Origin of the sequence: Acinetobacter corruptisaponis (assembly GCF_030053775.1) — a bacterium.
GTDB lineage: Bacteria > Pseudomonadota > Gammaproteobacteria > Pseudomonadales > Moraxellaceae > Acinetobacter > Acinetobacter corruptisaponis.
In genome coordinates this window covers 2,011,609-2,025,947 of sequence record NZ_CP125669.1, presented here as the reverse complement: position 1 = coordinate 2,025,947, position 14,339 = coordinate 2,011,609, and the positions used below count along the sequence as shown (strand labels likewise).

Below are 14,339 nucleotides of genomic sequence, written 5' to 3'. Positions count from 1 at the left end.
GTGTTTTTTTATTTATTATTTATCCAGACGTTTGATGATTTCCTCTGGGGTCATATAACCACCCAGATATTCACCCTCAACATTGTAAATTGCTGGGGTGCCATTTACGCCCATGTTGAGACCCAGTTGATATTGATCACGTACTGGATTTTTACATTCTCCAGCGAGGACAGGTAAACCCTGAACGGCTTGATTAAAGGCGGCCTTACGGTCTTCACTACACCAGATCGCGGTCATGGTTGGCATAAACTGTTCGCCGCGTGGCCATGCGATATAACGCACTTCAATACCTTTGGCCGTAATCTCTGCAAGATGTTCATGCAGTTTGTGGCAGTATGGGCAGCTTGAATCGGTAAACACATAAATCACATGCTTGGCTTTACCGCCCTGTGCTGGATAAACAATCAGGTCTTCTGTTTTTAGTGTAGCCAAATGTTTTTTATTCTCGGTCGCTTGAAATGCTTCACTGACATTGTGCAGTTGCTTCTCACCTAAGCGAATTACATCACCTTGAAAGATATATTTACCATCAACTGTGGCATAGACCGAACCCATACCTTCCAGACTCACCCAGTATAAATTGGGCACTTCGGTTTTTTTCACCGCCAAAATTTTGGCATTGATATTGGCGGTTTTAAAATGCTTTTCCAGGGTTGAAGCTAGACGCTGCTGGGCATTGCGTTCATTTAAGGTCGATGCTTCACCTGTTGCAGGTGCACTCGCTGTCAGGGCATCTTGTTTTTGTGCTGAGTTTTCTTTTGAGCAAGCACTTACCAATAATGTCGATGCTAATGTACATGCAAGTACAAGCTTGGAACGGGTAAACAACATAAAGAACCTTTTTTGTTCATATTCATATATTCAGGGGCTTAGCATAACAAAAAAATGCCATGACTTCGTTAAATCTTGCTGATGCATTGTGAACGAAATCAAATTTTATCCCAATCTTGGACAAGTGGTGGTTTTATCCCCGTGGATGGTATTTGCCATGCAGTTCCTGCATACGGTGTTGAGCAACGTGGGTATAAATCTGGGTGGTGGAGAGGTCACTATGCCCAAGCAGCATTTGCACCACACGTAAATCCGCGCCGTGATTGAGAAGATGAGTGGCAAAGGCATGGCGTAAGGTATGTGGTGATAGCTCAGCCTGAATATTGGCCTGTAGCGCATAGCGTTTAATCGCGTACCAAAAGTTCTGGCGGCTCATGATGCCACCGTGCTGGGTGAGAAACAGATAATCAGTACTGCTCTTGTAGAGCTGCGGACGTGATTCAACCAGATATTTCTCAATCCAGTCACAGGCATATTGTCCGAGTGGAACAAGACGCTCTTTATTGCCTTTGCCTGTGATGCGTAAAAAGCCCTGCTTTAAATTGATCAGTTCCATGCGTAAATTAAGCAACTCTGATACACGTAAACCGCAGGCATACAGCACTTCCAGCATGGCACGGTCACGTAGGCCTAGGGCGGTGTCAGTGTCAGGCGCATTGATCAGCGCCTCAACATCCTGTTCTGATAAATCCTTTGGCAATGCCCGACCAATTTTAGGGGATTGATGGACGGCAACAGGGTTGTCATCTCTCAGTTTCTGTTCCCTTAAAAACTTATAGAACTGTCTTAGTGCCGATAGGCAACGCGCAATTGAACGGGGACTTCTACCTGCCTTGGTCAGCGCAATCAGCACATCGGCAATGTCATCACTCGACCATTGTGGTAATGAAACCGATGTGTGTAATTCGCTGCACTGAATCAGGTCAGAGAGATAGGCGTTACGGGTATGGGGGCTTACGGTTTGCGCCACCAGATAATCACGGAAACCCTGTAAAAAACTCAGGTGTTCTGGAATGGTGACCGCAGCGGGAATACGAGGTTTTTTATTTAACATAACAGCCAGTGTCCTTGATTCATCTGCACTGTAAAAGAAAAATATTGTGTTGTCGATCTGTGACAAAGCCAAACGCCATTGATATTGTTTTTGGTAATTATTCTCATTTATCTGTATACTAGAATAAAAGAGTTAAGGGTTAGAAGCGGTGCGATTGTCAGCATTAAAAGTCAAGCAAACGGCGGTAATCACCAAGGTGAATCGCCTGGTCGATGAGACTGGACAACCAGATCTTGTAGCGGTGCGTTTAGAGAGTTTGGGTTTTGTGCCAGGCACTCAGGTGCAGGTGATTACCAAAGGTGTTTTTGGTGGCGACCCGATTCTAATCCAGATTGGTTTTACCCGTTTTGCATTACGCAAGCTTGAAGCCGAGAAAATTGAAATTCAACTTGAAGGAGCACCTGCATGAGTGATGCGTTACGTGTTGCCCTTGTGGGGAATCCAAACTGTGGTAAAACCTCTTTATTCAACCACCTGACAGGAACCCGCCAAAAGGTTGCCAACTATGCAGGGGTAACGGTTGAGCGTAAGGTCGGACATTTCCAGTTGCCGTCAGGACGTAGTGTTCGTGTTCTGGATTTGCCAGGAACCTATAGCTTACAGGCCACCAGTCCAGATGAGGAAATCACCCGTGATGTCTGTCAGGGCAAGATCGCGGAAGAGGGGCAGCAGGATGCCTTTTTATGCGTGGTGGATGCAACCAACTTAAAGTTGCATTTGGGCTTGGTGCTGGAAATCATTGAACTGGGCCGACCAATACTGGTGGTGTTGAACATGATGGATGAGGCGCGTCGCCGTGGCATCCAGATCAATACCCAGAAACTGTCAGAACGTTTGGGCGTGCCCGTGGTCGAGACTGTTGCAGTCCGTAACACAGGCATTGAAAACCTGCTACATGCGCTTGACCAGGAGAAATACACGGTTCCACAAACAGAGCTCAGTGGTTTAAAAGGTGGACACCACCAAAAAATTGAAACGATTTTCAGGGATGTGGTGAATTTCGTTGATCAGGAAGATAAGCGTACAGATTTTCTTGATAAGATTTTCCTGCATCCAGTGCTGGGCTTGATTAGTTTGGCTGTGATGATGTTTATTGTCTTTCAGGCGGTCTTTGCCTGGGCTGCGCCATTTATGGATGGGATTGAAAGCCTGTTTGGCTGGCTTGGAGAAACCCTGGGACAACACATTTCCCAGCCATTGCTGCAAAGTCTGGTCGTGGATGGCATTATTGCAGGAGCTGGTGGTGTGGTGGTGTTCCTGCCACAAATCCTGATCTTATTCTTCTTTATTCTGGTACTGGAAGAATCAGGTTACTTGCCACGGGCAGCGTTCCTGTTAGACAAGTTGATGTTCAAGGCTGGTCTGAGTGGGCGCGCCTTTATTCCATTGCTTTCAAGCTTTGCCTGTGCCGTGCCTGGAATTATGGCAACACGTAGTATCAGTGATCCACGTGATCGTTTTACCACGATTATGGTGGCACCACTGATGACCTGCTCAGCACGGTTACCTGTGTATGCCTTGCTGATTGCGGCCTTTATTCCAGAGCAAACCGTGTGGGGCATTTTCAACCTGCAAGGTCTGGTGTTGTTTGGCCTGTATATGTCAGGTATTGTCAGCGCGCTTTGTGTTTCCATCGTGATGAAATTCCTGCAAAAGGACAAATCACAACATGCGTTGTTGCTTGAGTTGCCAAGTTACCGTATTCCAGACCTGAAAAGTGTCGGGATTGGACTGCTGGATCGCGGCAAAATCTTTATGAAACGTGTCGGTGGTATTATCTTTGCCCTGTCGATTTTGTTGTGGTTCCTGTGCACTTTTCCGCAGGCACCAGAGGGTGCAACACAACCTGCAATTGACTACAGTTTTGCGGGGATGCTGGGGCATGTGATCCAGCCAATTTTTGCCCCGATTGGCTTTAACTGGCAAATCTGTATCGCCTTGATCCCAGCGATGGCGGCCCGTGAAGTGGTGGTGGCTGCACTGGGTACCGTCTATGCACTGTCTGGTGCGGATGATGATGCAGTGGCACAAGGCTTGGCACACTTGATCAGTGCTGATGGTACAGGTTGGTCGCTGGCAACAGGTTTGTCTTTGCTGGTGTGGTTTATCTATGCGCCGCATTGTCTGGCAACATTGGCAACGGTACGCCGTGAAACAGGTTCATGGAAGCATGTGGCGGTGATGACCGCTTATCTGTTTGGATTGGCCTATTTAATGTCTTTCTTTACCTACCAAATTGCATCACGCATTTGGGGGTAAGTAGAGTGGGAGTATGAGCTATGTTTGAGTACTTGATTGTTGCTGTATTGGTGCTGTGGAGTGCTGTGGTGGTATTTAAGAAAGTATTTCCTCAAACAGCAAATGCAGCATTTCTGGCTTTATCCAACCTGTGTCAGCGTTTGGGCTGGCATCGTTTGGCAACGTGGTTAAAACCTAAAATGGTGATGGGTTGTGCTGGTGGCTGTGGTTGCTCCAGCGATGACAGTGCCGCAGCTAAAAGTAAGGAACCCATCCAGACAGTAGTAAAATGGCGTTAAGTTAATACATTCACTGGTTTGAGCCTGTTGATATTCTGGAAATGTAAACAGGCTCAATTGCTATATTTTTTAAAGACCTATATAAGAATAAAAATGTTTGTTTTGCACATTTGTGAAATAAATTTAACTAAAATTTAGTATCCAGCATATAAAAGGATAACAATCATGCAAGTTCCATTTGACTTTAATAGCGCCGCATTGCTGGCATTTATTACCGCGTTGATCTGGAAAGTACTGGGTGCATTGGCACTCTGGATCATTGGGCGATGGCTCATTAATTTTGCAATCAACCAACTGCGTAAACTGTCTATGCATCGAAATCTGGATGCAACCTTGACCCGCTATGGTTTATCCATCTTAAATATTACCCTGAATATTCTGCTGGTTATTGGGATTCTGGGTTATTTTGGTATCCAAACCACAACGTTCGCAGCCCTGTTTGCTGCTACAGGCGTGGCGATTGGTTTGGCATGGTCTGGACTTCTGGCAAATCTGGCTGCTGGCGTATTTCTGATTATCTTGCGGCCATTTAAGGTGGGGGATTTTATTCAGGCGGGTGGTGAAATAGGTACTGTCACTGAAATTGGATTATTTGCTACGACTATAGATACTATGGATAATATCCAGACGATTGTAGGCAATAATAAAATCTTATCGGACAATATCCAGAATTTCTCCCATAATGCCTATCGCCGTGTTGAGTTGCAGGCACAACTTTCTGCAAGTACTGATCCCAAACAGGCAGCCGTTTTGTTAAAAGAAGCCATTGCCAAAATTCCTAATGTTCTGGTTGAGCCTGCGGTGGATGTGGAAGTGCTGGAGCTGAATTTAATTGGGACAATTATTGCAGTACGCCCATACACCCATAATGACCATTATTGGCAAGTGTATTTTGATACCAACTATGTCATTCAGGATGTTCTTGGTAAGGCTGGATTTATTGCCCCTGCCCCGACACAAAATATTGTCGTGCAGCAACCACTTAATCCATAACATAGAATGTGAATAGAGTCTTATTGTCATTTATGGTAAGGCTCTAAATTTGTATCATGTTCTCAATGCAAGAGCATCATATTTAAAAATGATGTTGTTCTTGGGTAGGGCTGAAGCTTAATCATTTAGAGAATATAGGGAATTATAAAAGAATATATGAACCAGATTGAAGCCACTGAAGAAACATCATTAAGCCTTAAGCATAAAATTATTCTGGCTGGATTTATGGTCTTGGTCACCATTATCTTTCTATTGGGACTGGGGGGGAGGGTACACCTTATCGGGCTGGAATAAACTGGATCGGTTCTATCTTATGTTTTATCTATTTATGGTTTCGTCCTGAGGTGATCGAGCTAAAAATAAAGGGAATCAAACCCAGGAAAATTGACTGGCTGATGTATCTGGCACTGGGGTTATGGTTTATTGCGGTCTTTATTCCATTTTGATCTGTATATCCAGTCTGGCTTTTACGCACTGACACAAAAAAGCCTGAATAAAACCAAAACTGAAAAAGCATTTAAAACAGTAAAGTGCTAACATTTTTGCCATTCTGTGAACTGCAAAAATGGAACGAAAATGTTAATACAGCGTGGTGGATTAAAAGTCGTGGCAGGCCTGGGGATTTCAGGCGTGTCGGCGGTCAACTTTTTACATGAACAAGGCTACCAGGTTGCAGTTACGGATTCTCGGGAAACTCCCCCTGGACATGACCAGATTCCCGCTGGAGTGAAAACCAGCTTTGGGAAACTCGATTCAGAACTTTTACAACAAGCAGAAGAAATTATCCTAAGTCCAGGTCTTGCGCCGCAGCTACTTGAAATCCAGCAGGCTATTGAGCAGGGTATTGCTGTTGTGGGCGATATTCAACTGTTACGTCGCGCAACAGAAGTTCCAATTATTGCAATTACAGGTTCAAATGCAAAAAGTACCGTGACCACACTGGTTGGCTTGATGGTGCAGGATGCAGGCAAAAAAGTGGCTGTGGGTGGTAACCTTGGCCGTCCTGCACTGGATTTACTGAAAGATCAACCTGAGTTGATTGTACTGGAACTGTCCAGCTTTCAGCTTGAAACAACCTCACACCTGAATGCAGAAGTGGCTGTGGTGTTGAACATGAGTGAAGACCACCTGGATCGTCATGGCAATATGCTGGGTTACCATAAGGCCAAGCACCGTATTTTTCAGGGCGTGAAAAAAGTGGTGTATAACCGTGATGACAACCTAAGCCGCCCGTTGGTTCCAGATGTCACGCCGATGCAAAGCTTTGGTCTCAATGCGCCTGACCTGAATCAATATGGTGTGTTGCGAGATGCAGATGGCACCATGTGGTTGGCGCGTGGACGTGAACGTTTGCTTGAAACTTCCGAAATGTATATTCAGGGAATGCACAATGTTGCCAATGCGCTGGCCTGTCTGGCATTGGGTGAGGCGGTTGGCTTGCCGATGCAATCCATGCTTGAAACCCTAAAAACCTTTAAGGGATTGGAACATCGCTGTGAATATGTCAAAACAGTCGATGGGGTGCGCTATTACAACGATTCCAAGGGAACCAATGTCGGTGCGACACTGGCTGCGATTGATGGTCTGGGGGCTGCGATTGAGGTTAAGAAAGGCAAGCTGGCACTGATTCTTGGTGGGCAAGGCAAGGGACAGGATTTCAAGCCGTTACGCGATGCAATTCAGAAATATGTCAAGAGCGTGATTCTCATCGGTGAGGATGTGGCAGTAATTGAGCAGGCCATTCAGGGAACCACCATCATCCAGCATGCCAATAGCCTAAAGCAGGCAGTGGAATTGGCCCAGCAGGCAACACAGGCGGAGGATGTGGTTTTACTCTCGCCAGCATGCGCCAGTTTTGATATGTTTAAAAGCTATAATGATCGTGGACACCAGTTCGTGGCATGTGTAAATGCCTTGAATGAAAATAAAAACTAGGGATAGCGTTATGGCTGATTTAGCCCAAAATACCACACAAAAAATTGCACAGCTATTGAGTCGTTTGCCCAAGTTTCCAGCTGAAATGACGGCGCGCAATATCCTGATTTTCTGTGTGATTTCCTTGCTGTGTTTCGGTTCAGTGATGGTGGCGTCGGCCTCGATGCCCTATGCGGAATATATACATGAGAATCCATTCTACTTCCTCATCCGTCACGGCATCTCAATTGTGGTTGCGGCGGTGGTGGCATTTTTAACCTATCGGGTCTCCCTGAATCTGTGGTTTAAAAATGCGTTCCCATTATGGTTAATTACCATTGTATTGCTGCTCGCTGTACTGGTTGTGGGTTCTGAAGTGAATGGGGCACACCGCTGGATTAAGGTGGGTGGCTTTACCTTGCAGCCGACAGAGATTGCCAAGATCGTGATGGCAATTTTTACCGCTGACTATGTGGTTCGCCGTGCCAAAGAGGTGCGAACGCACTGGAAAGGTTTGCTGCGCCTGAGTGGTGTCATGGCGCTAACTGTTGGCTTCATTGTGGCTGAACCTGACTTGGGGGCCACTGTCGTGATTGTCTTGATGATGGTGGGTGTATTTTTTCTGGCAGGTGCGCCAGCAACACAGTTCCTGATTATGCTGGGGGCAATTGTTGCGGGTGTGACGGCCCTGATCCTGTTTGAGCCTTTCCGTTTTCAGCGCCTGATTTCATTTACCAATCCCTGGGCTGATCCATTGGGCGTTGGCTACCAGCTTTCCAATGCGTTGATGGCATTTGGACGTGGTGAATGGTTTGGCACGGGATTGGGACACAGTGTCCAAAAGCTGTCCTATCTTCCAGAAGCACATACCGACTTTATGTTGGCAGTTCTGGGTGAGGAGTTTGGTTTTGTTGGCGTGACCATTGTGATGGTGCTGTCATTTACCATGCTGGCATGCTGTATTCGTATTGGCCACCGTGCATTGCAACATAACTACCTGCGTGCAGGCTATTTGGCCTATGGCATCAGCATTATTTTCCTGCTACAGATTCTGGTGAATGCGGGCATGAATATGGGTCTGATGCCAACCAAGGGTTTAACACTACCATTCATTAGTTATGGTGGTACGTCATTGATGATGTGTGCAGCCATGATCAGTTTGATTCTGAAAATTGATGCATCAACGCAAGAGTTAAACCCAGTAAAAGAAGAATCAAACTTCTAGTCAATCAAGCCTAAAAGTTTTACAGAAGCCCTTTGCCATGCATAGGGCTTTTTTATTGCCTATAGATATATTCCAGCCAAATGAATGCCTTTTGGAATTAAAGCAATATTCCATTGTTGCACCGCCTGTTTGAGCATGATTCGGGGTTGGTCAAGTTCAATATTAGGCTGACCTAGCGCTAAAATCGCCTGCTGTAGCAGTTCTGGAGCTTTAGAAGTGTCTAATGCCTGCGCCATATTCTGCTTTGACAGTTTTTGTCCCTGATCATTCATGGCAAGCGGGAGGTGCATATAACTCAAAGTCGGATAATTCAGCAACGAACCGAGCCAGATTTGTCGTGCTGTGTTATCCAGTAGGTCTGCGCCACGCACCACATGGGTAATCCCCTGTAAATAATCATCGACTACGACAGCCAATTGGTAGCTGATAATACCATCTCGGCGTTTTAGGACAAAATCACCAAGTTCATGATGTAGATTTGAGCACTGTTGTCCCTGTAAGCGGTCATCAAAACAAATGAGCTGATCAGCGACCTTTAGACGAATCGCCTGCTGGTTGAAATCAAGATGCAGGTCACGACAAGTACCTGCATAGATATGATTGGAACCCAACATTTTACGTGTGCATTGGCAGGCATAAACCGCCTGGATTTGTTTAAGCTGTTCAAGCACCTGTTCATAAAGGTCTAAACGATCTTTTTGAAAAATGATTTCGGCATCAGGTTCAAACTGAAATGCATCAATACAGGATAGAATGTGGGCTTCACTATGGGGATAAATGCGTGGAATGTCGGTATCTTCAATGCGAACTAGCCATTTGCCATGATTGGTCTTGGCATCACAATAGCTTGCGACTGCGGTAAGCAGGGACCCAAAGTGCAGTGGACCTGTGGGAGAGGGGGCAAAACGTCCGATGTAAGACATGAGGGAAATGATGTTGTGGTGGATGTAAAGGAAGCTGTCAGATTCTTGACCTCACCCTAACCCTCTCCTAAAAGGAGAGGGAGCACCACGAATCATATAAGTTGATTGGATTCGTGGAAGTCCCCCTTTTCAAAGGGGGACTTGGGGGGATTATCCGTTGTTTTGCTTTTCTTTGATTTCTGCCAAAGTTTTGCAATCGATACAGAGTGTTGCCGTTGGACGTGCTTCCAGGCGACGCAGGCCAATCTCGATACCACAGGTTTCACAGAAGCCATAGTCTTCGTTCTGGATCGCCTCAATCGACTGTTCGATTTTACGAATCAATTTACGCTCACGGTCACGGGTACGCAACTCAATCGCAAACTCTTCTTCCTGTGTTGCTCGGTCATTGACATCAGGCAGTGCGGTTGATTCATCCTGCATGGTGTTCAGGGTACGGTCAACTTCAGACATTAACTCGGCTTTCCATGCATTTAAAATTTGACGGAAATGCTCAAGCTGTCCTTCAGACATATATTCTTCGTTTTTCTTTGGCTGATAAGGTGCGATACCAAACAAGCTTGCAGTGGTTCCACTTTCCGTAGACTTGGGCTTGGTTTTACGCACACGTTTTGCAGGCGCTTTTTGATCGTCAATCACTTCTGTCTGTTCGTCCAGGACTTGATTTTGGTTGTCATTCGCCATATAGGGCATTCCTCATCATACACGTACTATCTATACGCAAAAAATATGGTGATATGCAAGTGTTTTTATACAAACCGAAGATGGTTTTTTCCATCAGGGGCCGTCATCATATAGAGTTTTTAGACAAGATGGTAGTCATTCCTGTCTAGATTTCGTGAGAAATCGTGGATGTGATGTGTAATCAAAGTTATAGGGTCTGTTGATATTTCAACCATGCCTTGCGTTATAGGCTAAAACGACATAAACAAGGCATGAAACGTAGGCAATGGCGATTCCCTTGTCAAGTTTCATAACGAAGTTTGAGGCAGTTTTAGCCATAACCCTACGGGACAGGGACATTTTTTGCCGTTACTGCGTTATGTCTTGCTTACTTAGAGTCACTAAGTTTCGCAAAACATGCCTTGTATCGTCTAAAAAATGTCCTCTGTCGCAAGCATCTGTGAAATGTCAACAGACCCTAATCATATCCCAAAACTTCTGAGCTATTCATCCGCTGGGAAGTCGGAAGGCGATAGACCTGTGTCTCCAGTTCTCCATTGGCCTTAAGGCAAATATAACGGTAACCTGGGTGTTCCTCATCCAGCGCGAATTTTTCACTTTTCGGCTTGAATTGAATACAGGTGGACGGGGTTGATAAAAAATCGACACCCTGCCAGCTATGAATGGAATCCTGATGCACATGACCGCAGACAATCGCCTTTACATTGGAAAAGGGCTGGATGGCGTCCAGCAGGTCAGAAGAATTCTTTAATTTATGCTGGTCAATCCAGGCCGACTGCATTGCAAAGGGATGGTGATGACAGGCAATGACCACATAGCGGTCTTTTAGCTGTTCCAATAGTTTGGTCAACTGCTCTAACTGACCATCCGCGATTTTTCCATCAATACGTTGTGGCTGTGCACTGTTCAATAAAATGATGCACCATTTGCCAAGCTCAACCACTGTTGCCTGTGTCTGGTCGCTTTCATGGAAAGGGAAATGAGCGACATCATCATGATTGCCTGGGGTGTGGAAGAAAGGAATACCCAGACTCTGCATATGTTGCAGATAGCGATTGTAGGTCACTGGTGTCGGATTCTGGGCCAGATCACCTGTATGCACAATCAGGTCAATATGGGGGTGCTGTTGGCGCATCAAGTCGATTACTGCATGAAAGCTTTGCTCGGGATGCATCCCGACAAACTCCAGATGCGGATACTCCAGTAAATGGGTATCAGTAATCTGTATCATCACAAAATCATTTTGCGATAACGCTGAGACCTGGAAAGTCACCGTCTGTAGCCCCTCAGATTCTTATCGTTGTTGTAAGTGTTGAGCCAGCCACTGCAATGCCATAATCACAGGTGCATTTCTCAAACGCCCATTCTTAAGTAAAGTGCCTAGTTCTGAATAGTCAAATAAATGAAGCTGGATGTTCTCCCCTTCATCTGGCATCCCAAAGATGCCCCCCATTTTTGGTAATTCTACTTCTGCCGCATACAAGTGAAAAAATTCAGAGCATGCCCCCGCAGAGGGGTAAAAACTAAATAAATGCTGTAGCTGTTGAACCTCGCAACCCGATTCTTCCAGGCTTTCCCGACGGATACAGTCTTCTGGTGCTTCATCTCCATCCAGCACGCCTGCAATGATTTCAAGCTGCCATGCCGAGTCGGTATCATTCAATGCACCGACCCGAAACTGCTCAATCAGTGCAAAGCGTTGTTGTTGGTCATTATAAAGCAAGACACCAGCGGCTTCTGGACGATGGATCAGCTCACGCTGAATCACGGATGAGTAGTCTGGCTGATTAAACAGTCGGTGCCGAAAGCTCACTTTCTCAACTTGAATGAATCCCCGAAAGATCGGCTCTCGGGATTCTATCGTTACGTCTGATGCTGAATAGCTGGCGTGGTCAAGAATATTCATCTTCAATCAGGATGAGATTGTACATATCTCATCCTAACCGAGAATGATTCGCGGGAAAATCTTTTTTTAGTCGATTCACACCTTGTGGTACAATTTTTGACCATGTTCCTGATAAGCGGTTTTCATGGCACTGAGACCTGCTTCAACATCTTTTTCCGCATCATTTGACTGATTGGCATTGTGTTGATTTTGCGCATAATCTCGCACATTCTGGGTGATCTTCATGGAGCAGAATTTTGGTCCGCACATGGAGCAGAAATGGGCTGATTTATGCGCCTCTTTTGGCAGGGTTTCATCATGCATGCTGCGTGCCGTATCTGGGTCCAGACTCAGGTTAAACTGGTCATCCCAACGGAATTCAAAACGTGCCTTGGATAGTGCGTTGTCACGTACCTGTGCACCTGGATGGCCCTTTGCCAGGTCCGCTGCATGCGCCGCAATCTTGTAGGTGATAATCCCATCCTTGACATCTTTCTTGTTGGGTAGACCTAAATGCTCTTTAGGAGTGACATAACAGAGCATGGCGGTGCCATACCAGCCAATCATCGCGGCACCAATCGCCGAGGTGATATGGTCATAGCCTGGTGCAATATCAGTCGTTAATGGCCCCAGTGTATAGAATGGTGCTTCCTTACACACTTCCAGTTGCAGGTCCATATTCTCCTTGATCATATGCATTGGCACATGACCAGGTCCCTCAATCATCACCTGTACATCATGTTCCCAGGCGCGGTGTGTCAGTTCACCTAAAGTTTTGAGTTCGCTGAACTGCGCTTCGTCATTGGCATCCTGAATACAGCCAGGACGCAAGCCATCACCCAAGCTAAATGACACGTCATAGGCTTTCATGATTTCACAGATTTCATCAAAATGGGTGTAGAGGAAATTTTCCTTATGATGAGCCAGGCACCATTGCGCCATAATTGAACCACCACGCGACACGATGCCTGTCAGACGATTGGCGGTCATTGGCACGTAGCGTAGTAGTACACCTGCATGAATGGTGAAGTAATCCACGCCTTGCTCGGCCTGTTCAATCAAGGTGTCCTTAAAGATTTCCCATGTGAGGTCTTCGGCCACACCATCGACTTTTTCCAAAGCCTGATAGATGGGTACTGTGCCGATTGGAACAGGTGAGTTGCGGATAATCCATTCACGGGTCTCATGGATGTTTTTCCCTGTCGATAGGTCCATGATGGTGTCGGCACCCCAACGGGTTGCCCAGGTCATTTTTGCCACTTCTTCATCAATGGATGAACCGAGTGCAGAGTTACCGATATTGGCATTGATTTTTACCAGAAAATTACGGCCAATAATCATCGGTTCACATTCTGGATGGTTAATGTTGGCAGGGATAATGGCACGGCCCGCAGCCACTTCCTGACGGACAAACTCAGGGGTGATTTCCCTTAAATTTTGTGCACCGAAGTTTTGTCCCGCGTGTTGGCGCATATCCACATCATTGCGTTGGCGCTGGTTTTCACGAATGGCAATATATTCCATTTCAGGGGTAATCATGCCTTGCTTGGCATAATGCATTTGTGTCACGTTTTTGCCCGCTTGAGCACGGCGTGGATTCTGAATGTGGGCAAAACGAATGTCAGCGGTACGGATATCTTTTAAGCGGGCTTGTCCAAACTCGGAACTGAGGCCTGCAAGCACATCGGTATCGTTACGTTCCTCAATCCATGTTTGGCGAACTGAGGGTAAGCCTTGATTTAAGTCAATCCGTATGTTTGGATCGGTGTAAACGCCCGAAGTGTCATAAACCATCACAGGTGGGTTGTGCTCACCACCCAAACCTGTTGGGGTGTCAGTGAGGCTGATTTCACGGAATGGAACCTGAATGTCGGGGCGGGAACCCTCGACGTAAATTTTTTTAGATGCGGGTAGAATACGGGTTAAATCTTTAGCATCCTGCTCATGTTGGGCAGAAATATCAGCAGGGGAAAGATTCGTTAACTGGTTCATGACATGATCCTTATGGAAAGCATTAACGAATCAAGCACGACCAAAAACGATGGCGGATTTATCCTGGAAAATGGATAAAACTGGGCTGGGTTTTTGCTGGGCTTGATTCCTACGCAGGTGTTAACCTGATCAGGTTCAACGGTACTTGTCTTTAAATCCTTGGGATAAAAAAATAGGGTTAAGACAATCTCAGCAGTTTGTTAACTGCGCTCCGTCAAGCTAGGCCTAGACTACCAGATTTTTAGCTTTTTGTTGTATCAATTCACACCATTCTACAATGCGCATGTTATTGTCATAAAAC

The 14,339-nt window shown here is 45.9% G+C and carries 14 protein-coding genes and 1 riboswitch; of the genes, 7 read left to right on the top strand and 7 right to left on the bottom strand.

The window, feature by feature from the left end:
• Positions 1-15: 15 nt before the first annotated feature.
• Both QLH32_RS09615 and xerD read right to left on the bottom strand, forming a co-directional pair.
• Positions 16-831, bottom strand: coding sequence for a DsbC family protein (locus tag QLH32_RS09615; RefSeq protein WP_283266059.1), 816 nt, complete (start codon positions 829-831; stop codon positions 16-18).
• A gap of 133 nt (positions 832-964) precedes the next feature.
• Positions 965-1,885, bottom strand: coding sequence for a site-specific tyrosine recombinase XerD (gene xerD / locus QLH32_RS09610; RefSeq protein ID WP_283266058.1), 921 nt, complete (start codon positions 1,883-1,885; stop codon positions 965-967).
• Between the two features lie 148 nt (positions 1,886-2,033).
• Here xerD and QLH32_RS09605 point away from each other — a divergent pair, with 148 nt between their 5' ends.
• The 7 genes from QLH32_RS09605 to ftsW all read left to right on the top strand — a co-directional run bounded on the left by QLH32_RS09605 (position 2,034) and on the right by ftsW (position 8,554).
• A complete protein-coding gene (locus QLH32_RS09605; RefSeq protein WP_267981570.1) occupies positions 2,034-2,294 on the top strand; it encodes a FeoA family protein in 261 nt (86 codons plus the stop codon).
• Complete coding sequence (gene feoB, locus QLH32_RS09600) at positions 2,291-4,144, top strand: ferrous iron transporter B (protein WP_283266057.1); 1,854 nt, start codon at positions 2,291-2,293, stop codon at positions 4,142-4,144. The genes QLH32_RS09605 and feoB overlap by 4 nt, the downstream gene beginning before the upstream one ends.
• 20 nt (positions 4,145-4,164) lie before the next feature.
• Complete coding sequence (locus tag QLH32_RS09595; RefSeq protein ID WP_283266056.1) at positions 4,165-4,422, top strand: DUF6587 family protein; 258 nt, start codon at positions 4,165-4,167, stop codon at positions 4,420-4,422.
• A gap of 165 nt (positions 4,423-4,587) precedes the next feature.
• Positions 4,588-5,415, top strand: a complete 828-nt coding sequence (locus QLH32_RS09590) for a mechanosensitive ion channel family protein (protein WP_283266055.1) — start codon at positions 4,588-4,590, stop codon at positions 5,413-5,415.
• Between the two features lie 156 nt (positions 5,416-5,571).
• Complete coding sequence (locus QLH32_RS09585) at positions 5,572-5,709, top strand: hypothetical protein (protein WP_283266054.1); 138 nt, start codon at positions 5,572-5,574, stop codon at positions 5,707-5,709.
• Positions 5,710-5,991: 282 nt separating this feature from the next.
• Positions 5,992-7,350 carry a UDP-N-acetylmuramoyl-L-alanine--D-glutamate ligase gene (murD, locus tag QLH32_RS09580; protein ID WP_283266053.1) on the top strand — a complete coding sequence of 453 codons (1,359 nt, stop codon included), beginning with the start codon at positions 5,992-5,994 and terminating at the stop codon, positions 7,348-7,350.
• 10 nt (positions 7,351-7,360) lie between these two features.
• Positions 7,361-8,554, top strand: a complete 1,194-nt coding sequence (ftsW, locus tag QLH32_RS09575) for a putative lipid II flippase FtsW (protein WP_267981555.1) — start codon at positions 7,361-7,363, stop codon at positions 8,552-8,554.
• A 59-nt stretch (positions 8,555-8,613) separates the two neighbouring features.
• On the opposite strand, the gene gluQRS is transcribed toward ftsW, so the two are convergent.
• The 5 genes from gluQRS to thiC form a co-directional block, all read right to left on the bottom strand.
• The gene (gene gluQRS / locus QLH32_RS09570; RefSeq protein WP_283266052.1) at positions 8,614-9,477 is read right to left on the bottom strand and encodes a tRNA glutamyl-Q(34) synthetase GluQRS; all 864 of its coding nucleotides are present in this window, start codon (positions 9,475-9,477) and stop codon (positions 8,614-8,616) included.
• A 150-nt stretch (positions 9,478-9,627) separates the two neighbouring features.
• Positions 9,628-10,161 carry an RNA polymerase-binding protein DksA gene (dksA, locus tag QLH32_RS09565; protein ID WP_267981553.1) on the bottom strand — a complete coding sequence of 178 codons (534 nt, stop codon included), beginning with the start codon at positions 10,159-10,161 and terminating at the stop codon, positions 9,628-9,630.
• A gap of 457 nt (positions 10,162-10,618) precedes the next feature.
• Positions 10,619-11,434, bottom strand: a complete 816-nt coding sequence (gene cpdA / locus QLH32_RS09560) for a 3',5'-cyclic-AMP phosphodiesterase (RefSeq protein WP_283266051.1) — start codon at positions 11,432-11,434, stop codon at positions 10,619-10,621.
• A 21-nt stretch (positions 11,435-11,455) separates the two neighbouring features.
• A complete protein-coding gene (locus QLH32_RS09555) occupies positions 11,456-12,067 on the bottom strand; it encodes an NUDIX domain-containing protein (protein ID WP_279960218.1) in 612 nt (203 codons plus the stop codon).
• 75 nt (positions 12,068-12,142) lie between these two features.
• Positions 12,143-14,038 carry a phosphomethylpyrimidine synthase ThiC gene (gene thiC / locus QLH32_RS09550; protein ID WP_283266050.1) on the bottom strand — a complete coding sequence of 632 codons (1,896 nt, stop codon included), beginning with the start codon at positions 14,036-14,038 and terminating at the stop codon, positions 12,143-12,145.
• Between the two features lie 89 nt (positions 14,039-14,127).
• Positions 14,128-14,262, bottom strand: a riboswitch (TPP riboswitch).
• Positions 14,263-14,339: the final 77 nt, after the last annotated feature.